The organism is Micromonospora endolithica, from assembly GCF_003626595.1.
Taxonomy (GTDB): domain Bacteria; phylum Actinomycetota; class Actinomycetes; order Mycobacteriales; family Micromonosporaceae; genus Micromonospora; species Micromonospora endolithica.
Window position 1 is genome coordinate 17,118 of the sequence record NZ_RBAK01000002.1, and the last position, 19,083, is coordinate 36,200.

General features: G+C 74.6%; 18 protein-coding genes and 3 tRNA genes. 10 read left to right on the plus strand and 11 right to left on the minus strand.

Features of this window, described 5'->3' with window-relative positions; genetic code table 11:
* Positions 1-58: 58 nt before the first annotated feature.
* The 3 genes from D7223_RS05965 to D7223_RS05975 form a co-directional block, all read right to left on the minus strand.
* Positions 59-133, minus strand: a tRNA-Val gene (locus D7223_RS05965).
* Positions 134-148: 15 nt separating this feature from the next.
* Positions 149-219, minus strand: a tRNA-Cys gene (locus D7223_RS05970).
* Between the two features lie 34 nt (positions 220-253).
* Positions 254-326 (minus strand) — tRNA-Gly (locus D7223_RS05975).
* 229 nt (positions 327-555) lie between these two features.
* Between D7223_RS05975 and D7223_RS05980 the strand changes: the two genes are divergently transcribed.
* Together D7223_RS05980 and D7223_RS05985 are read left to right on the plus strand one after the other, a co-directional pair.
* Positions 556-1,158 carry a TetR/AcrR family transcriptional regulator gene (locus D7223_RS05980; RefSeq protein WP_120725867.1) on the plus strand — a complete coding sequence of 201 codons (603 nt, stop codon included), beginning with the start codon at positions 556-558 and terminating at the stop codon, positions 1,156-1,158.
* Between the two features lie 115 nt (positions 1,159-1,273).
* Positions 1,274-1,849 carry a TIGR03086 family metal-binding protein gene (locus D7223_RS05985; RefSeq protein WP_120725869.1) on the plus strand — a complete coding sequence of 192 codons (576 nt, stop codon included), beginning with the start codon at positions 1,274-1,276 and terminating at the stop codon, positions 1,847-1,849.
* A 17-nt stretch (positions 1,850-1,866) separates the two neighbouring features.
* Here the strand turns inward: D7223_RS05985 and D7223_RS05990 are convergent, their stop codons facing one another.
* Positions 1,867-3,027, minus strand: coding sequence for an alkane 1-monooxygenase (locus D7223_RS05990; protein WP_120725872.1), 1,161 nt, complete (start codon positions 3,025-3,027; stop codon positions 1,867-1,869).
* Between the two features lie 87 nt (positions 3,028-3,114).
* A complete protein-coding gene (locus D7223_RS05995) occupies positions 3,115-3,993 on the minus strand; it encodes a hypothetical protein (protein ID WP_120725874.1) in 879 nt (292 codons plus the stop codon).
* 178 nt (positions 3,994-4,171) lie between these two features.
* On the opposite strand from D7223_RS05995, the gene D7223_RS06000 reads away from it, so the two are divergent.
* The 4 genes from D7223_RS06000 to D7223_RS06015 all read left to right on the plus strand — a co-directional run bounded on the left by D7223_RS06000 (position 4,172) and on the right by D7223_RS06015 (position 8,217).
* Positions 4,172-4,840, plus strand: coding sequence for a class I SAM-dependent methyltransferase (locus D7223_RS06000; protein ID WP_120725876.1), 669 nt, complete (start codon positions 4,172-4,174; stop codon positions 4,838-4,840).
* 9 nt (positions 4,841-4,849) lie between these two features.
* A complete protein-coding gene (locus tag D7223_RS06005; RefSeq protein WP_120725878.1) occupies positions 4,850-6,010 on the plus strand; it encodes a cytochrome P450 in 1,161 nt (386 codons plus the stop codon).
* Between the two features lie 459 nt (positions 6,011-6,469).
* Positions 6,470-7,402 (plus strand): ABC transporter ATP-binding protein, encoded by a 933-nt coding sequence (locus tag D7223_RS06010; RefSeq protein ID WP_120725880.1) that lies wholly within the window; start codon positions 6,470-6,472, stop codon positions 7,400-7,402.
* Positions 7,399-8,217: an ABC transporter permease subunit gene (locus D7223_RS06015; protein ID WP_120725882.1), complete on the plus strand. Its 819-nt coding sequence runs from the start codon at positions 7,399-7,401 to the stop codon at positions 8,215-8,217. Before D7223_RS06010 ends, D7223_RS06015 begins: the two co-directional genes overlap by 4 nt.
* 17 nt (positions 8,218-8,234) lie before the next feature.
* Here D7223_RS06015 and D7223_RS06020 read toward each other — a convergent pair whose 3' ends face one another.
* From D7223_RS06020 to D7223_RS06035, 4 genes are read right to left on the minus strand one after another with little or no spacing between them, the layout of a single operon-like run.
* Positions 8,235-8,912 carry a response regulator gene (locus tag D7223_RS06020; protein ID WP_272948675.1) on the minus strand — a complete coding sequence of 226 codons (678 nt, stop codon included), beginning with the start codon at positions 8,910-8,912 and terminating at the stop codon, positions 8,235-8,237.
* On the minus strand, positions 8,909-10,453 hold the full coding sequence (locus D7223_RS06025; RefSeq protein WP_238161683.1) for a sensor histidine kinase: 1,545 nt from the start codon (positions 10,451-10,453) through the stop codon (positions 8,909-8,911). The genes D7223_RS06020 and D7223_RS06025 overlap by 4 nt, the downstream gene beginning before the upstream one ends.
* Positions 10,454-10,506: 53 nt before the next feature.
* A complete protein-coding gene (gene bioD / locus D7223_RS06030; protein WP_120727018.1) occupies positions 10,507-11,211 on the minus strand; it encodes a dethiobiotin synthase in 705 nt (234 codons plus the stop codon).
* Between the two features lie 20 nt (positions 11,212-11,231).
* Complete coding sequence (locus tag D7223_RS06035) at positions 11,232-12,368, minus strand: 8-amino-7-oxononanoate synthase (protein WP_120725884.1); 1,137 nt, start codon at positions 12,366-12,368, stop codon at positions 11,232-11,234.
* Between the two features lie 156 nt (positions 12,369-12,524).
* Here D7223_RS06035 and bioB point away from each other — a divergent pair, with 156 nt between their 5' ends.
* The 3 genes from bioB (at position 12,525) to D7223_RS06050 (ending at position 14,371) form a co-directional block, all read left to right on the plus strand.
* Positions 12,525-13,520 (plus strand): biotin synthase BioB, encoded by a 996-nt coding sequence (gene bioB, locus D7223_RS06040; RefSeq protein ID WP_120725886.1) that lies wholly within the window; start codon positions 12,525-12,527, stop codon positions 13,518-13,520.
* A 137-nt stretch (positions 13,521-13,657) separates the two neighbouring features.
* Positions 13,658-13,861 carry a biotin synthase auxiliary protein BsaP gene (gene bsaP, locus D7223_RS06045; RefSeq protein WP_120727020.1) on the plus strand — a complete coding sequence of 68 codons (204 nt, stop codon included), beginning with the start codon at positions 13,658-13,660 and terminating at the stop codon, positions 13,859-13,861.
* A gap of 3 nt (positions 13,862-13,864) precedes the next feature.
* On the plus strand, positions 13,865-14,371 hold the full coding sequence (locus D7223_RS06050; RefSeq protein WP_120725888.1) for a GNAT family N-acetyltransferase: 507 nt from the start codon (positions 13,865-13,867) through the stop codon (positions 14,369-14,371).
* Positions 14,372-14,387: 16 nt separating this feature from the next.
* On the opposite strand, the gene D7223_RS06055 is transcribed toward D7223_RS06050, so the two are convergent.
* Positions 14,388-14,675 carry a hypothetical protein gene (locus D7223_RS06055; protein WP_147252580.1) on the minus strand — a complete coding sequence of 96 codons (288 nt, stop codon included), beginning with the start codon at positions 14,673-14,675 and terminating at the stop codon, positions 14,388-14,390.
* A 173-nt stretch (positions 14,676-14,848) separates the two neighbouring features.
* On the opposite strand from D7223_RS06055, the gene D7223_RS06060 reads away from it, so the two are divergent.
* Positions 14,849-15,808 (plus strand): DUF559 domain-containing protein, encoded by a 960-nt coding sequence (locus tag D7223_RS06060; protein WP_120725892.1) that lies wholly within the window; start codon positions 14,849-14,851, stop codon positions 15,806-15,808.
* Between the two features lie 62 nt (positions 15,809-15,870).
* Here the strand turns inward: D7223_RS06060 and D7223_RS06065 are convergent, their stop codons facing one another.
* Positions 15,871-18,777, minus strand: a complete 2,907-nt coding sequence (locus D7223_RS06065; RefSeq protein WP_120725894.1) for a glycoside hydrolase family 9 protein — start codon at positions 18,775-18,777, stop codon at positions 15,871-15,873.
* Between the last annotated feature and the right edge of the window lie 306 nt (positions 18,778-19,083).

Below are 19,083 nucleotides of genomic sequence, written 5' to 3' on the forward strand. Positions count from 1 at the left end.
GGTCGACCCGAAAGACGAAGAAGCCCGCCACCGGTCGGTGACGGGCTTTCTTCGTGTCTGGTGGGCGATACTGGGTTTGAACCAGTGACCTCTTCCGTGTCAAGGAAGCGCGCTCCCACTGCGCCAATCGCCCGAGCCTTTTGCTACGAGGTGGGGACGGGATTTGAACCCGCGTACACGGCTTTGCAGGCCGTTGCCTCGCCTCTCGGCCACCCCACCGAGGTTGCCCCCGTCATGCGTGGCGGCAGCTCCGAGCGGACGACGGGATTCGAACCCGCGACCCTCACCTTGGCAAGGTGATGCGCTACCAGCTGCGCTACGTCCGCACGTCTCCGGCGTTCCCCGGTGACGGATGAGAACTTTAGCCGAGCCGTCGAACAGTTGCCAACTCGGGGTGTCACCGGCGCGTCCCGCCCGGCGGAACACCATCCGGAAATACCGGACAGCGGCAGGTCGGAGTGGTGGAGGCAAGTGTCCATCTTGCGACAGTCGGAAGCCTGATCCGGGGCGTTTGGTGACGCGCCGTGTTCGGGAACCTGGGCTACCGTGACGGGCGTGACGAGACGTGCGGCCGAGATCCGCCTGGATGCCCTGCTGCGCACGGCCTGTGACGTGATCGTGGCGCGCGGCCTGGCCAACACCCGGACCGCCGACGTGGCGCAGGCCGCCGGGGTCAGTCAGGCGCTGGTCTTCTATCACTTCGCCACCAAGGACCGGATGCTCGCCGAGGCGTTCGCGTACGCCGTCGAGCAGGATCTCGCCCGGCTGGACGCGGTGCTGCGGTCCGCCGCGCCACCGCTGACCAAGCTGCGCCGGCTGGTGAAGCTCTACACCCCGGCGGGCCGGCCCACCTCCTGGTCACTCTGGATCGACGGCTGGTCGGAGTCCCTGCGTACGCCGGAGTTGGAGAAGGTGTCCCGCCGCCTGGACCTGCGGTGGCGGCAGGACCTGGCCACGGTGATCGCGGCCGGCGTCGCCGACGGCACCTTCGAGTGCGCCGACCCGGACGGCGCGGCCTGGCGGATCAACGCGGTGATGGACGGGCTGGCGGTGCAGCTCGCGGTGCACGACCGGGTCATCTCGCGGCGGCAGTTCTCCGACTGGGTGCGCCTGGTGACCGCTCGCGAGCTGGGCCTGGACCCGGCGCAGCTGGACTGAGCCAACCCGGGCCGGGCCCGAGCTGGCGGTCCCGGAGCGCGCCGGGCCCGGAGAGGCCGGAGCGGCCGGGGCAAAACGGCACGGCGCCGGCGGACGAGCCGGAAGAATCGGCCGCATGGACCTGCTGGAGACCTACCGTCGCGGCCTGGCCGAGTTCACCGACCGGGTGGAGCAGGTCGGCCCCGGGCAGTGGTCGGACCCGACCCCCTGCCGGGACTGGGACGTCCGGACGCTGGTCAACCACGTGGTCAGCGAGGACCGGTGGAGCGTGGCGCTGCTCGCCGGCCGGACTCCCGAGGAGGTCGGCGGTCGCTACGACCACGACCAGCTCGGCTCCGACCCGCACGCCGCGGCGCGGGAGGCGGCGGCGCAGGCGGAGCTGGCCTTCACCCATCCGGCCGCCCTGGACCGCACGGTCATGCTCTCCGCCGGTCCGACGCCCGCCGACGAGTACCTGCACCAACTCCTCGCCGAGCATCTGATCCACGGCTGGGACCTGGCCGTGGCGACCGGCACCGACCCTCGCCTGGACCCGGACGCGGTCGCCGAGTGCGCCCGCTGGTTCCGGGCCCGGGTCTCCGACTACCAGCGCGGCGAGCTGGTCCGCACCGGCGTGGACGTGCCGGCCGACGCCGACGAGCAGGACCGTCTGCTGGCGGCGTTCGGCCGCGACCCGGACTGGACGCCCTGACGCCGGCACCCGGCCGGTCAGCGTCCGGACGCGCGGCGGCGCAGCCGGGCCAGCGCGGGCGGGTGGACGTTGGCCCGCCCCAGGTCACCCTCGTAGTGCGCCAGCACCCGGTGGTCCATCACCCGCCGCCACACCGGCGGCACCAGGGCGGCGACCAGCATGGTGGCGTAGCCGGCGGGCAGTTGCGGGGAGACGTCGAAGCTGCGCAGGGTCTGGTAGCGGCGCAGCGGGTTGGCGTGGTGGTCGCTGTGCCGCTGGAGCTGGAACAGGAAGACGTTGGTGACGGTCCGGTCGCTGTTCCAGCTGTGCCGGGGATCCACCTTCTCGTACCGGCCGGCGGCGGTGCGCTGCCGGGCCAGCCCGTAGTGCTCCAGGTAGTTGACCGCCTCCAGCAGGGAGAACCCGACCACCGCCTGGAGCAGCAGGAACGGCAGCACCACCGGGCCGAACGCGATGACCAGCAGCGCGTACAGCGCGAGCGTCATCGCCCAGGCGTTCAGCACGTCGTTGCGCCACGTCCAGGGGCTGCGGCCACGGATGCGGAACCGGCTCGTCTCCAGCCGCCAGGCCGACCGCAGGCTGCCGGAGACGGTACGCGGCCAGAACGCCCAGAAGCTCTCCCCGAGGCGGGAGCTGGCCGGGTCCTCCGGGGTGGCGACCCGGGTGTGGTGGCCCCGGTTGTGCTCGACGAAGAAGTGCCCGTACCCGGTCGGCGCGAGGGCCACCTTGGACAGCCAGCGCTCCACCGACTCCCGCTTGTGGCCCAGCTCGTGCGCGGTGTTGATGGCGATGCCGTTGACCACCCCGATCGTGGCGACCAGGCCGGCCGCGCCCAGCGGGCCCAGGTCGCCGGCCGCCCAGACCGCGCAGCAGGCGACCAGGGCGGCGTACTGGGCGGGCAGGTAGAGGTAGGTCAGCCAGCGGTAGTAGCCGTCGGCCTGCAACCGGGGCACCGCCTCGTCGGGCGGGTTGCGCCGGTCGTCGCCGATCAGCAGGTCGATCGCTGGGATGAGCCCGAAGACGACCGCCGGGGTGAGCCACCACGCCCAGGCCCCACCGGTGGCGCCCCACCCGGCCCAGCCGAGGAAGGGCAGCACCGGGACCAGTAGCGCCAGCGGCCAGAGGGGTCGGCGGGTGTCCCGCCAGGCGGTGGGGGTGACGGACGCGGCGACGGCCATGGCCGACCTCCGATCTCTCGCGGTCTCCCTTCGACTGTGGCAGCCGTCACGCCGTTTTACAAGAGGTCTAATTTTGTAAAGTATCGATCACCGGCGGGCCGGGTTCCACCGGGGTCGCGGCCGGGGCCGCTCCCAGACCGGATCGAGACCCGTCCCCCCGTCGGCGGAACCGGCGTCCGCCGCCCCGGCGTTGCGGGTCACCTGCCGCAGCCGCAGCAGCAACCCGACCCCGAGGAACAGCAGCAGCCCGCCGAGCAGGAACGCCGCCTGCACCACGCCGAAGCCCCCCGTCGCGGCCACCGGCCGGCCCGCCCCGGCCGCGGGCGGCACGTCGGCCGGCAGCGGCACCTCGGCGGCGTCCTCGTCGGACACCTCCCCGTCGGTCGACGGCGCCTCGGGCTCCTCGGTCGGGGGCTCGGTCGGCCCGGTGGGCTCCGGCGCCGCCGAGGTCGGCGTGGCCGCACCCCGGGCCCCGACCACCGAACGGGTGGCCGTCTCGCGGGCCAGCAGGCGCAGGCCCGCGTCGTACGCCTCGGCGGCGAGCGTCACCCGCCCCCGCGTGACGTCCTCGGCGAAGGCCACCCGGTAGCGGGCGGTCACCGTACGGTCCGGGCAGAGCGTGCCCGGGTCCAATTGCCGGTCGGTCAGCCGGGCGGTGTCCCCCTCGGTGCGGATCTCCAGCGGGAACGAGCCGGTCTCCTCCACCCGGTCCACCTTCACCTGGTCGAGCCGCAGCCCCTGCACCCGCAGCACCATCGACCAGCGCACCTTGACGCAGCCACCCCGGTCCCGGCGCACCACCGCCGCGACCGTCTCCACCCGGTCGCCGGCCCGGAACTCGTCCGGCAGGCCACTCAGCTCGGTGGTGTTGGCCGCCAGCGCCGGCGTGGGCGCCGCCAGGCCCACCCCGGTCAGACAGGCCAGCACCACCCCGGTCCGCAACGCGTTCCGCCACACCGTCCGCACCGTCTCGCCTCCCGTCGGTCGTCTCCACCGAGCAACGCTAGGAGCAGACCGGGCCACCCGGTAGACGGGCGTGTTCGCACCGGACGGCACATCCGGGGCCGGGTTTCACCGTGTGTGGTGAACCGGTCACCACTCCCCCGCGACACGCCGGGCGCGCGGCCCGGGAGAGAATCGCCCGGTGTCCCAGCTCTCCACCGCCTTCGTCCGCCTGCACGCCCGCCTCGCCCCGGTCCCCTTCGTCCCGGAGGTGCGGCTGCACCAGGCCGACGACGCGGTCGGGCTGTGGGAGCTGACCGAGGGCGAGTTCCGCAGTTCCCAACCGCCGCCGTTCTGGGCGTTCGCCTGGGCCGGCGGGCAGGCCCTGGCCCGGTACGTCACCGATCACCCGGAGCTGGTCGCCGGCCGCCGGGTGCTGGACCTGGCCGCCGGGTCCGGCCTGGTGGCGATCGCCGCCGCGCGGGCCGGTGCCACCGCCGTCCGGGCCGTCGAGGTCGACCCGCTGGCCGTCGCGGCCGTCGCGGTCAATGCCGACGCCAACGGGGTACGCGTCGACGCCGACCTGGCCGACATCCTCGACGGCGACGCCGGCGACGCCGAGGTGGTGCTCGCCGGTGACGTCTTCTACAGCCAGGCGATGGCGAACCGGATGCTGCGTTTCCTGCTGCGGGCCACCCGGGCAGGAGCGCGGGTGCTGGTCGGCGACCCCGGGCGGGCCTTCCTGCCGCACGACCGCTTCGACGAGCTGGCCGTCTACCAGGTGCCGGTCCCGGAGACGCTGGAGAGCGTACGGGTGAAGCGCACCACGGTGTGGCAGCTGCGGGCCGGCCGGCCGGGGGCTGCCGGCTAGCGTGTCGACGTGCTGTTCCGGACCTGGGCGGAGCCGGCCGGCGTGCCCTGGCCGGACGTGGCCCGCGTGCGCGACCACGTCGGCGTCGACCACCTCGTGGTGACCCGGCACGCGCTGGTCCGGCAGGTGCTCGCCGACCCGGTCGGCTACCGTCCGGACAACGCCCTCGACGCGGTCACCCCGATGCCGGTGGCCGCCCTGCGGGTGCTGGCCGGGCACCGGTTCCGGCTGCCGCCGACGCTGGCCAACAACGGCGGCGCCAGCCATCCCGGAATCCGCGCGGTCGTCGCCGACGCCCTGCACCCGACCCGGGTGGCCGCCCAGCGTCCCTGGCTGACCGGGCTGGTGCAGGCGCGGGTCGCCGCCCTCCGGGCCGCCCTGGACGCCGGGCAACCGGTGGACCTGCACGGCGACCTGGCCGCCGACCTGCCGCTGCTGGTGCTGGCCCGGCTGGTCGAGCTGCCCGACGCGCCGGTGACCGCGGTCAAGGCGTTCGCCCGGGCCGCGCTGGAGCTGTTCTGGGCCCCGCTGGACGCCGACCGGCAGCTCGCCCTCGCCGGTGAGGTCGGGCGGTTCCACACCGTGCTGCGGGACTTCGCGGCCACCGGCGGTGGCCTCGCCGGGGCCCTGCGGTCCGAAGGCCACCCGCCCGACGTGGTGGTCGGCGCCCTGTTCTTCCTGCTGGTCGCCGGTCAGGAGACCACCTCCCAGTTCCTGACCCTGCTGCTGCACCGACTCACCGGCGAGCCCGCCGTGCGCGCCGCGCTGCGCGACGGCACGGTGACCGCCGCCGAGGTGGTCGAGGAGGGGCTGCGGCTGGAGCCGCCGATCGTCACCTGGCGGCGGGTCGCCACCACGGACACGGTGCTGGGCGGCACGGCGGTGCCGGCCGGCACCAGCCTGGTGCTCTGGCTGGCCCGCGCCGGCCGCGACCCGTCGGTGGTGGCCGACCCCGACGGCTTCCGCCCCGGGCAGCGCGGCTCCCGCCGGCACCTGGCCTTCGGCGCCGGGGCGCACCGCTGCGTCGGCGACCAGCTCGCCCGGATGGAGGCGGCGGTCGTGGTCGACGAGGTGACCCCGCTGCTCGGCGGCGTCACCGTGGTACGCCCGCCCTGGTGCCCGGACAACCTCACCTTCCGGATGCCGGACGCCTTCGTCGTCCGCCGCTGACGGACCCCGGTCGCCCGGACGCGGCCGGCGGCTGCTGAATCACTGACCGGTGCCGGTGCCGGTGCCGGTGCCGGTGCCGGTGGGGCATTGCCTGTCCTAGCCCTTTCGAGCTGATGTCGTGAATGGATCGGCCGCGAACCAGCGCGTCGGCGGGCGGACGGACCGGACGACCAGCGGGCCGGGCCCGCGAGCCGGGCCAGCGGGCCGGGCCCGCGAGCCGGGCCGGGCCGGGCCGGGCCAGCCGAGCCGAGCAGCCCGGCCGGCCGGGCGAGCGAGGCGGGCGGGCGTTGATAGCGTCGGTGGCTCAGCTCGAAAGCGCCTCGAACCACCCACTCCGCCCGGCGGATGGCACCGGCGGAGAGAGCGGGGCGCGGAGCGGGCGCACCTGACCAAAGTGGGGGTCGGCAGGTGCCGTTCGGGCGCGGCGGCGCGGCACCCCCCGGACCTAGCGTCGGTCGCATGATCACACTGAGCGGACTGACGAAACGGTTCGGGTCAACGGTCGCGGTCGACGACCTGACCGTCGACATCGGGCCCGGCCGGGTCACCGGCTTCCTCGGCCCCAACGGCGCCGGCAAGTCCACCACCATGCGGATGATCCTCGGGCTGGACCGGCCCACCGCGGGTCGGGCGCTGGTCGGCGGCCGGCCGTACCGGGAGCTGCGGCACCCGCTGCACGAGGTCGGTGCGCTGCTGGACGCCCGTGCCGTGCACCCCGCCCGCTCCGGCCGGGCGCACCTGCTGACGATGGCCCGCAGCAACGGCATCCCGGGCCGCCGGGTGGACGAGGTGCTGGCCACCGTCGGCCTGGACGCCCGCGCCGCCGGCAAGCCCGCCCGGGCCCTGTCGCTCGGCATGGGGCAGCGGCTCGGCATCGCCGGCGCGCTGCTCGGCGACCCACCGGTGCTGATGTTCGACGAGCCGGTCAACGGCCTGGACCCGGACGGGGTGCGCTGGGTACGGCGGCTGGCCCGCGCGCTGGCCGGGGAGGGCCGCACGGTGCTGGTGTCCAGCCACCTGATGAGCGAGATGCAGTTGACCGCCGACCGGCTGGTGGTCCTCGGGCGTGGCCGGCTGCTCGCCGACGCGCCGATCGAGGAGGTGGTCGCCGGCGCCGGGACCGAGGTCCGGGTACGCGTACCGGACGACGCCGACCGGGCGGTCCTCACCGGGCGCCTCGTCGCCGCCGGGGCGACGGTCGAACCCGACGGACCGGACGCGCTGACCGTCACCGGCGTCACCGCCGAACGGGTGGGCGACCTCGCGTACGAGCGGGGGATCCGGCTGCACGAGCTGAGCGCCCGGGAGGCGTCCCTGGAGCAGGCGTTCATGGCCCTCACCGCGGACAGCGTCGAGTACGCGGCCACCCCGACCGGAGGCGACACCCGATGACCACGACCACCGCATCCACCCACCGTCCCGGCGTCACCCCGGCCCACCGGACCGACCCGCTCGCCGGCGCGGTCGCCGCCGAGTGGACCCGCCTCTGGTCGGTCCGGTCCACCTGGTGGACGGTGCTGGCCGGGGTGCTGCTGATGGCGGCCTCCGCCGGGCAACTGGCGATCTACGTCGCCAACGGCAACACCGACGACGACCCGCTCAACGACGCCGGCGTGGTGGCCGTCACCGACGTGGTGATCGACGCGGTCGGACTCACCCAGTACGCCGTCCTGGCGCTCGGCCTGCTCGCGATCACCGGCGAGTTCACCACCGGCACCATCCGTACGACGTTGCAGTGCACGCCGTCGCGGGGTCGCGTACTCCTGGCCAAGGCCCTGGTCACCGGGGCCGTGACGGTCGTCCTCGGGCTGCTGCTCGGCGCGGTCGGCGTGCTGGTGGCCGCGCCGGTGCTCGGCCGGTGGGGCACCGCGCCGGCCGCCGGCACCGCCGGCGACGTGGTGGCCGTGGCGGTCTACCTGGCGTTGGTCGGGGTGTTCGCGCTCGGCCTCGCGGCGGTCCTGCGCAGCGCGGTGCTCACCCTCACGGTGCTGTTCGCGACGCTGTACATCGTGCCGCTGTCCCTGCGCGAGCCGGACATCGCGGTGCTCGACCGGATCGCCGACGCCTTCCCCGGCGAGGCCGGGCGGCACTTCCTGACCGGTGACACCGGGCCCTACCCGGCGGCCGTCGGTCTGCTGCTGCTCGCCGGGTGGGCCGCCGCCGCGCTGCTGGCCGGTCGGGCCGCGCTGCGCCGCCGCGACGCGTGAGACCGGGGCGGGGCGGGTCAGCCGGTCGGCTCGACCAGCCCCGCCTCGTACGCGAGGATCGCCGCCTGCACCCGGTTCCGCACGTCGAGGCGGGTGAAGATGCTGGTCAGATAGCTCTTCACAGTGCCCTCCACCAGGTGCAGCCGGCGGGCGATCTCGGCGTTGGACAGACCCGCCCCGACCAGCGCCAGCACCTGGAGTTCCCGCTCGGTCAACCCGGCCAGCCGGTCCCGGGCGACCGGACGGCGGGCCATCCGGCCACCGCCCAGCTCGATGACCCGGCGGGCCACCCGCGGCGACAGGTACGCCCCACCGGCGGCGACCGCGTGCACCCCGGCGACCAGTTCCCGGGGGTCGCCGGCCTTCAGCAGGAACCCGCTCGCGCCGTGGCCGAGTGCCCGGGCGACGTGGTCGTCCTCGCCGAACGTGGTCAGCATGACGGTGGCGGTCTCCGGCACCAGCCGGCGGATCTCGGCGGCGGCGGAGAGCCCGTCCAGCTTCGGCATCCGGATGTCCAGCAGCGCCACCCGGGGCCGGTGCGCCCGGACCAGGTCCACCGCCGCCCGGCCATCGCCGGCCTCGCCGACCACCTCGATGCCCGGATCGGTGGCCAGGATGGCCCGCACCCCGGCCCGGATCATCGCCTCGTCGTCGGCGAGGACCACCCGCACCGGCCCGGTCCCTTCGGTGTTCACTGCTCTATCCGCTCCTTGCTGACCAGCCGGCCGTCGGCGAAGCAGAGCCGCCAGGTCGGCACGGCCAGGGGGAAGTTCCCGTCGGTGTACTGCTCGCAGCCCGCCCGGTCGGTACCCGTCGGGCCGAGCGGGCGGCGCGGCAGCCCGTCCAGCTCGGCCCGCGCGGCACTCACCGGCAGCCGTGCGTACGTCGCCTCGCTCAGGACGGTGCCCGCCGTGACCACCGGGTAGTAGACCAGCGTCAGCACCGCCGCGATGCCGGCCGGCGCGCCGAGCGCGACCAGCAGGCTGCGCCGAACCCGCCGGCGGGCGTCGCGTACCCGCCGCTCCGCCTCGCCGACACCATCACCCGAAGGTCCGGGCGGCGGCTCCGGCGACGCGTCGTCCGGGACCGGCGGGTGCCGGGGCAGGCGGGCGGCCACCGTGAAGCCGCCGTCGGCGCGCGGCCCGGCGGTGAGGACACCCCCGGCGAGACGTACCCGCTCGGTGAGCCCGAGCAGGCCGGACCCGGTCGACGGTGGACCGGGCAGCGGCCCGGCCGGCGGTGGCCCGTTGACCACGTCCAGCGCCACCCGGTCGCCGTCGGTGTCCAGCGTCACGGTGACCGGCGCGCCCGGAGCGTACCGGGCGGCGTTGGTCAGCGCCTCCCGCACCACCCGGTGCACCGCCGCCGCGGTTCGCACCGGCAACTCCGGCCACTGTCCGGCCGGCTCCCGGCGTACCGTCATCCCGGCCTCCCGCGCCCCGTCCACCAGGTCGGCCACCGACCCGCCGGCCGGCCGTACGCTCGCCGGGCCGTTGTCCTCGCGGAGCAGCCCGATGATCCCGTGCAGCCGCTCGGTGGCCGCGGCCACGCTGGCCCGCAGCTCCCCCGCCGCCGACCGGTGCCCCGCCGGCAGGTCGCCGGCCAGCTCCAGGGCGGCGGCGCGCAACGCGATCAGGCTGAGGTCGTGGCCCAGCGAGTCGTGCATCTCCCGGGCGATCCGGGCCCGCTCCCGCAGCCGCACCCGTTCGGCCAGCCCCCGCCGCTCCCGGTCCCGGGCTTCCTCGTGGCGGCGGCGGGCCCGGGCCAGGGCCACCTGCTGCCGCCGGTACCGGCCCACCAGCCACGGCAGCACCCCGGCGAACAGCAACACCGAGGCGAGCAGGAACCAGGTGGCCGCGCCGGTGCCGAGCAGCACCAGGTTGAGCACCGTCCCGGCGGCGGCGATCACCGCGAACGCCACCCCCGCCGGTACGGCGGACGCAGCCCGACGGCCGGCCAGGTAGGCGAAGAACGGGATGACGAAGAGGTAGTTGCCGTCGAGCAGGGAGCCACCCACCACCAGCACCAGGGCGACGACCGGGAACCGGCGACCCACCGCGACCGCGCCGGTGCTGAGCGCCAGCCCGCCGGCGAGCGACAGCAGGGCGGACCGGTCGTACGGCGGGGACAGGCCGGCCACCAGCAGCGGCCAGACGGCGAGCAGCCACAGCAGCCCGTCGGCGAGCCACCGTCGCCCTCCGGGCCTGGTCAACCGGTCCCGCACCCACCTCGGCACCGCGCCAGGCTACCCACCCGGGACCGGCCCGGACACCGACCAAAGTCAGGTGTTCAGCTGATCTCCTCGGCCCACGCCCGCCAGTCGTCCAGCACACCGTGCAACGCCGGCGTCAGCCACCCGGGCGCCGACCGGCGGAACACCCCGGGATCCATCGCCCCGGCGCCGTCCGGCAGCGCGCCGAGCAGGCCCGGCACCAGATCGGTCAGGTTCGTCCAGTGCACCAGCTCCGGCTCGGCCGGCCAGGCGCCGATCACCACCCCGGCCGGTACGGCCCGGCGCTCCAACGCCTCCAGGGTCAGCGCGGTGTGGTTGAGCGTGCCCAGGCCCGCGCGGGCCACCACCACCGCCGGGCAGCCCAGCGACACCGCCAGGTCGGCCACCGTCCACGGCTCCCCGGACGGCCGCAGCCCCATCGGCACCAGCAGCCCACCGGCCCCCTCGACCAGCACCAGATCGTGCTTGTCGACCTCCTCGCGGACCGCGTCCACCGCCGCGTACAACTCCAACGGTGGCAACTGCGCCACCCGGGCCGCGGCCAACGGGGCGAGCGGGTCGGGGAAGCTCGCCAGGGTGCGCCCGGTCAGCGGGGCGGCCAGCCGGGTCACCGCGTCGACGTCGCCGGGCTCGCCGCTCGCCGTACCGGTCTGGCCGGGCTTGACCACCGCCACCCGCAACCCGGCGGCCTGCGCGGCCGCGGTGATCGCCGCGGTCACCACGGTCTTGCCCACCTCGGTGTCGGTGCCGGTCACCAGCACCGGACCCCGCCACGGATCGGTCACGGCTGACACTCCACGATGACCTCCAGGGCCCGCTCGAAGTCCGCCCGGGGCACCCCGGCGCCGATGGTCAGGCGCAGCCGGGAGCGGCTGTCCGGGGTAGACGGCGGCCGGAAACAGCCCACCGCGACCCCCCGGTCGCGGCAGTCCGCCGCCCAGGCGGTCGCCGCCTCCGGGCCCGGCGCGGTCACCGAGACCACCGCCGCGTCGGGCGCGGACACGTGCAGCCCCGCCGCGCGCAGCCGGCGCACCGCCAGCGCCGCCCGGTCGGCCAGCTCGGCCCGCAGGTCGTCGCCCGCGCGGGCCAGCCCGACGGCCGCGTGCACGCCGGCCACCACCGCCGGGGGCGGCGCGGTGTCGAAGATGAAGGTGCGCCCGGTCTCGACCAGATGCCGCACGTACGCCGCCGGGCCGGCGACCACGCCACCGGCCCCGCCGAGCGCCTTGGACAGGGTGGCGGTGACCACCACGTCCGGTTCGCCGGACAACCCGGCGGCGGCCACTCCCCCGGCGCCGGCCGGGCCGGTCACGCCCAGCGCGTGCGCGTCGTCGACCAGCAGCACGGCACCGTGCTCACGGGCCACCGCGTGCAGGTCGGCCAGCGGGGCCAGGTCACCGTCGACGGAGAACACCGACTCGGTCACCACCACCGCCGGGCGACCGTCGGCGGCGGCGAGCGCGGCGGCCACCGCCGGCACGTCGGCGTGCGGCGTCACCACCGTCTCCGCGCCGGAGATCCGGCACCCGTCGATCAGCGAGGCGTGGTTGTGGGCGTCGGAGACCAGCAGCGTCCGGGGCTGCACCAGCGCCCGGACCGCGCCGAGGTTGGCCAGATAGCCGGAGGAGAACACCAGCGCCCGTTCGACACCGAGCCAGTCCGCGAGGGCGTCCTCCAGGCCGTGGTGGGCGTCGGTGGACCCGCGCACCAGGCGCGACCCGGTGGCACCCAGCCCGTACGCCTCCAGGGCCGCACCGGCCGCGGCCACGACCCCGGGGTGGGTGGCCAGGCCGAGGTAGTCGTTGCCGGCAAGGTCGACCACGACGTCGCCGGCGGCGCGCGGGCGCAGCGTGCGGGTCAGTCCCGCCTTCGCGCGCAACTCGGCGCGGCGGTCGAGGGCCGCCAGCCAGTCCGCCACACCGCACCCCTCACCGCGCTCGCCCGGCGGCCGTCCGGCCGCTTCCGCCGGGCGAAATTACCACCCGCCGGTCCCGACCCGGCAGCTCCACCCGGGCGTCGCCGCCCGACACGCTGGCCGTTTCTCCCCGTCGGGCGGCCTTGTAGGGTACGAGCCATGCCAGAGATCCTCGACCAGGCCCGTACCCAGGTGCTGGAGAACGGCGTCGGCCTCGACGAGGCCGGTGTCCTCGCCGTGCTCAATCTGCCCGACGAGCACCTGTCCGCCACCCTCCAACTCGCCCACGACGTGCGGATGCGCTGGTGCGGGCCGGAGGTCGAGGTCGAGGGGATCGTGTCGCTGAAGACCGGCGGCTGCCCGGAGGACTGCCACTTCTGCTCGCAGTCCGGCCTGTTCACCTCGCCGGTGCGTTCGGTCTGGCTGGACATCCCGTCGCTGGTCGAGGCGGCGAAGCAGACCGCGAAGACCGGTGCGACCGAGTTCTGCATCGTGGCCGCCGTACGCGGCCCGGACGCCCGGCTGATGAAGCAGATGCGCGACGGTGTCGCCGCGATCAAGGCCGAGGTCGACATCCAGGTCGCCGCCTCCCTGGGCATGCTCAGCCAGGAGCAGGTCGACGACCTGGTCGACATGGGCGTGCACCGCTACAACCACAACCTGGAGACCTGCCGGTCGTACTTCCCGAACGTGGTCACCACGCACTCCTGGGAGGAGCGCTGGGAGACCCTGCGGATGGTCCGCGAGTCCGGCATGGAGGTCTGCTGCGGCGGCATCCTCGGCCTCGGCGAGACCGTCGAGCAGCGGGCCGAGTTCGCCGCGCAGCTCGCCGAGCTGAACCCGCACGAGGTCCCGCTGAACTTCCTCAACCCCCGGCCGGGCACCCCGCTCGGTGACCGCCCGGTGGTCGAGGGCAAGGACGCGCTGCGGGCCATCGCCGCGTTCCGGCTGGCCATGCCCCGGACCATCCTCCGGTACGCGGGCGGCCGGGAGATCACCCTCGGTGACCTGGGCACCCGGGACGGCCTGCTGGGCGGCATCAACGCGGTGATCGTCGGCAACTACCTCACCACGCTGGGTCGACCGGCCACGGCGGACCTCGACCTGCTCGAGGACCTGAAGATGCCGGTCAAGGCGCTCTCCCAGACCCTGTGAGCGGCGCGGTGACGACGGACGACACGGCGCCGGCTGCCGGGGACGCGGTCGGCGCCGGCGACACGGCTGCCGGCGGTGGTGCGGTCTTCGGCGGTGGTGCGGTCTTAGGCGGTGGCTCGGTAGCCGCCGACGGTGCGGTGGCCGCTGACCGCGCGGTGGCCGGTGGCTGGTGCGACCGGTGCGGCGAGGCTGCGGCGGTCGGGGCGCACGACGGGTGCGCCGCGGCGCGCGCGCTGGAGCCGCCCCGCTACTGCGGGCACTGCCGGCGGCGGATGAAGGTGCAGGTGCTGCCGGTCGGCTGGTCGGCGATCTGTGTGGCGCACGGCGAGATCAGGGGCTGACGGATGCTGCGCGGGCGCTCGGTGACCCTCCGGCCGATGACGGCCGACGACGTACCGGCGCTCGCGCGGATCCGCGCCGAGCCGGAGGTGCGACGCTGGTGGCGGGGCGGCGACGACCTCACCGCCGCGGTCCGGGCCGACCTCGACGACGAGGGCCTGACCGTGTACGCGATCGAACTCGACGGCCGCGTCGTCGGTGCCATCCAGTGGTACGCCGAGGACGACCCGGACTACCGGCACGCCAGCATGGACCTCTTCCTCGACCCCGAGGTACGCGGCACCGGGCTGGGCGGCGACGCGATCCGCACCCTGGTCCGGCACCTCGTCGACGAGTACGGCCACCACCGCTTCACCATCGACCCGGCGGCGACCAACACGGCGGCGATCCGCGCGTACGCCAAGGTGGGCTTCCGCCCGGTGGGCGTCCTGCGTCGCTACGAGCGCGGCGCCGACGGCCGCTGGCACGACGCCCTGCTGATGGACCTGCTCGCCGACGAGTTGGCCGACTGACCGACCCGCCGGCGACTCAGCCGGCCCTGACGTCGTCATCGGCGTCGGCGGCGGCGGTATCGGTGGCGGCGCCCAGGAGCCGAGTCCGCAGCGGGGGATCCAGGCGTTCCGGGTCACCGTGCGCGGTCCAGTTGGTCTCCTCGATGGCCTCGACCAGGGCCACCCGTTCCGGCGGTGGCAGCGAGTCACCCGCCACGCTGGTCGTCGCCCACGGCACCGGGCAGGGCCCGTCGTGCTCGGCATCGGGACAGAGCACGGTGACGACGCGGTCGAGCAGTTCGTCGTGCTCCGCGTCGGTCGCCACCAGCGCGAGCGTCACCCGCCACAATCGCCGGCCCGACCCCACCCCGTCCCGGACCACCCACCCGCCCCTCTCCCACCGTTCGTCGGCAGATCTTGGACACTTACCGCTCAGAGAAGACGATAACTGTCCAAGATCTGATGGCGGGAGCTCACGCGGGCCCTGAGGATGCGCGGATGCGAGGCGCACTCCCCTTCGACGACGCGAACGCGCTGGACTGGCTCACCTTCGAGCAGGCCGGTGTCGTCACCACCGCGCAGGCGACCCGCGTACTTGGTGCGGGCGCCGTCCGGGGTCGCGTGCGGTCCGGACGCTGGCGCTCGATCTGCCGGGGTGTCCTGTCCACCGGCAACGGTCCGCTGACCCGGGACCAGCAGTTGTGGGTGGCGGTGCTCGCGGCCGGGCGGGGCGCCGTGCTCGCCGGGGGGACCGCCGCGACCGAGGCCGGCGTACGCGGGCTGCGCCGCGAACCTCTGCACGTCCTCGTGCCGGCGGCCCGGCGGGCGGCCCGGACCACCCTGCGGAGCCTGCCGATCGACATGGCGGCGGTCGTGGTGCACCGGACCACGGTGCTGCCCGCCGCGCACCTCCAGGTCGCCCGCCCGCCCCGCACCACGACCGCGCGGGCCTTGGTGGACGCGGCCGGCTGGGCGCGGAGCGTGGACGAGGCGCAGTCGGTGCTGGCCGCCGGCTGTCAGCAGCGTCGGGTACTGCCGGCGGAGCTTTCCGAGGTGCTCGACGCGCTCGGGCGGGCGCCCCGCCGCCGACTGATCCGGCAGACCGTGGACGACATCACCGGCGGCGCGCAGGCCCTCTCCGAGATCGACTTCGTACGCCTCTGCCGCCGCCACCGGCTGCCGCCGCCGGGTTTGCAGGAGCGGCGGGTCGACGCGACGGGGCGGGTGCGGTGGCTGGACGCGTACTGGCGCGAGTTCCGGCTGCACGTGGAGATCGACGGGGCGCACCACATGGACGTACGCCAGTGGGCGGCGGACATGCGGCGGCAGAACGACGTGTGGACGAGCGGTGACCGCGTCCTGCGCTTCCCGGCCTGGCTGGTCCGCGCCCGTCCGGACGAGGTGGCCGCCACCCTCCACCGTGCCCTGACGGCCGCCGGCTGGCGACCGTCAACGTGAATCTTGGACAGTTACCGTTCGCGCGGAACGGTAACTGTCCAAGATCTCGACGGGACGATGCCTCAGGCGACGGTGCAGGGGACGCCGTTGAGGGTGAAGCTGGTCGGCTTCGGGTTGCTACCGGTGTGGGTGCCGTTGAATCCGATGCCGGTCGACGCGCCCGGTGCGAGCGCCCCGTTGTAGGACAGGCTCGTCGCGGTCACCGCCGTGCCGGTCTGCGCGAACGTCGCCGACCAGCCCTGGCCGACCTTCTGCCCGGTGGTGGGGAAGGCGAAGGCGAGGGTCCAGCCGCTCAGTGCGGTCGTACCGGTGTTGGTGATCGTGATGTTCGCGGTGAACCCGCTGCCCCAGTCGTTCGTCGCGTACGCCACCGTGCAGCCGCCGGCGGCCGGTGGCGCCGACGTCGTCACGGTGAGCGGCGCGGACGCCGCGGAGGTGTTGCCGGCCGCGTCGACGGCCACCACCCAGAAGGTGTACGCCGTGCTGGCGGTCAGCCCGGTCACCGCGAGGGTGGTGCCGGTGGGCGAGCCGACGAGCAGGTCGGTCGCGCCGTTCTCGCGGTAGACCCGGTACCCGGTGACGCCCACGTTGTCGGTCGACGCCGCCCAGCTCAGGGTGACCGCGGCGGCACCGATGGTGGACGCGGTCGGCCGGCCCGGCGCGGTCGGCGCGACGGTGTCCGGCGCGGGCGGGTCGGCGGTGGTGACGGAGACCGGCGCGGACCCGGCGGAGCGGTTGCCCGCGGCGTCCTTCGCCACCACGTAGAAGGAGTAGTCCGTGGACGCGGTCAGCCCGGTCACCGCGAACGTGGTGCCGGTGGGCGAACCGACCAGGACGTCGGTGGCGCCGGCCTCGCGGTAGACGTCGTACCCGGTGACGCCCACGTTGTCGGTGGACGCCGCCCAGGTCAGGGTGGCCCCGGTGGCGGTCACCGCCGAGGCGGTCGGCCGGCCCGGCGCGGTCGGCGCGGTGCCGTCCGGGGTGGGCGCGGTCGGTTCGGCACCCCACACCCGCCGGCCGCCGGCGTAGAGCGGCACGTTCCGGTTCGGCCCGGCGACGGTGGTGTACGACGGGTCGTTGGTCGGGTCCCAGGTGCCACCCTCCGGTACGCCGACCTTGAACTGGACCTCCATCCGGTGCTGCGACTGCCCGGCCGGGGCGATGGTGTGCCCGGTGCAGTCGACCTCGACGTACCAGAGGTCGCCGGAGACCTGGCGGGCGACCGACGGTGACGGGCAGCCCTGGGTGTAGCCGGGGGTGACCACCACGGGCGTCGAGCCCTCGGCGCGGAAGTAGTAGCGGAACTTCGCGTCGGTCAGGGCGCGGGCCGGGTACGCCGACCGGTTGTAGACGATGACCTTGAGCCCGGTGCCCCGCGGCTCGGCCTGCATCACCGTGGTCTCCACGGTCAGCTCGTCGCGGTCCGGGGTCTCGGCGACCGGGAAGTTCGCCAGCGGGGTGCCGCCGTGCTTGCTCACCAGCGCGGCGAGCGCCGAGGTGAAGCCGGCGTTGTAGTCGGTGGCGACCTCGTTCATCACGTAGTCGGAGCGGCTGTCGCTGTACGCGTCGTTGGCCGACGACGGACCGCCGACCAGCGCGCCGTAGAGCACGTGCCGGGTCTCCTCGGGCACCGTCTGGCTGTCCCACCAGGAGCCGTGCGCGGTGCGGTGGTGCGGGTTCTTCGGCGGGTTGGCGCCGAACCCGATGACGTAGCTGGAGTTGCGCGGGTTGTCACCGAGCGCGTAGTTGATCTGCCGCAGCGCGAAGTCCTGGTAACGGGCCTTTCGGGTGGCGTCGGTGAGGTGGTCGCCGTGCAGCATCGCGACGAAGCTGGTGTTCGACGCGTAGCGCAGCGCGCCCCACGAGTCGAGCACCGCCATCCCGCCCGGCGAGTACGGCACCCGCTGGCCGTTGACGCCGACGGTCCAGTAGTCCAGCCACCGGTTGGCGTCGTCGAGGTACTTCTGCTTGCCGGTCAGCCGGGCCAGCAGCACGTACGCGCCGTACTGCTTGTTGTCCCAGGCGATCGTCCACTTGTAGGACTTGGTGGTGCTCTGGTTCTCGGTGCCCAGCTTGTCGTACTCGCTCTCGGCCTTGGCCAGGTAGCTGGCGTCGCCGGTGGCCCGGTACAGCCAGATCGCGCCCCACACCAGTTCGTCCTGGTAGCCGCTCCACGAGCGGTAGAAGCTGGTCGCGTCGGTGATGCACTCGTGGTAGTTCTTGCGTACCGTGTCGGCGAACGTGTAGAGCTGCCGGGCGTGGCCGAGCAGCTTGTCCGCGTACGCGGCGTCGGTGGGCCGGAAGACCATGGACGACGCCGCCATCGCCGCGGCCGTCTCCCCCGCCAGGTCCGCGCCGCCACAGCTGGCATCGATCTTGTACGCGGGCCGCGCCATCGGCATCACCTCGGCCGGGCCCCACCACTTGTGGTCGTCGTCGCCCTTGCCGACCTGTCCGTAGAGGACGTTCGGCGCGGGGTGCGCCTTGACGAAGTAGTCGTTGACGAAGCGCAGGTTGTTGAGCAGGTGCGGAAGCTGGCCGGAGGCGGCGTAGCCGTCCCGGTACTCGACCGCGCCCCAGGCGAGCATGGTGGCGCTGAACGCCATCGGGAACCCGAACTTCACGTGGTCGCCGGCGTCGTACCAGCCGCCGGTCAGGTCGACCCCGACGTCGGCGCCGTCGGTGAGCGCGGAGTCTCCGCGCCAGGAGACCCGGTTCCAGGCGGGCTTGGGACCGGACTGCTGCGCCTCGTAGAACAGCAGGGACTTCTGCAACGCCTCGGCGTAGTTGAACGCGGGCGCGGCGGCGGTGACGCCACCGGCGGCCGGGCCGGGGTCGGGGGCGGCGGAGGCGGTTCCGGGTACGGCGGCCAGGGCGAGCCCGGTGGCCAGGGCCGCGCCGGCGGCGAGCAGGCGGCGGGGCCAGGGTTGGTCGGCCGGTGCCCGGCGGGGACGTCTCGGGTGGTGCATGACGTGCTCCTGTCGGTGGTGCCGCCGGCCGACCGGAGCGCGGGCGCGCGACGGCGACGCCGGGACCGGCCTGCCGGCGGCGAGGTGGTGGTGGGGTGAACACCACGGGCCCGGGAGCGCTCCCATGGATAAACGACAATGTAATCCGGACGTCATCGCTTTGTGAAGACCACCGATCGCTCACGGCCGATGCGCGGTACTGACCGGTAACCACGTTCCTGTCACCCGGAGATACGTCACATCATCGATGTTCGTAGATTTAGTTTGGACGTATTCCCAGGTGGTGGCCTTGGGCGGCGGCGCGTG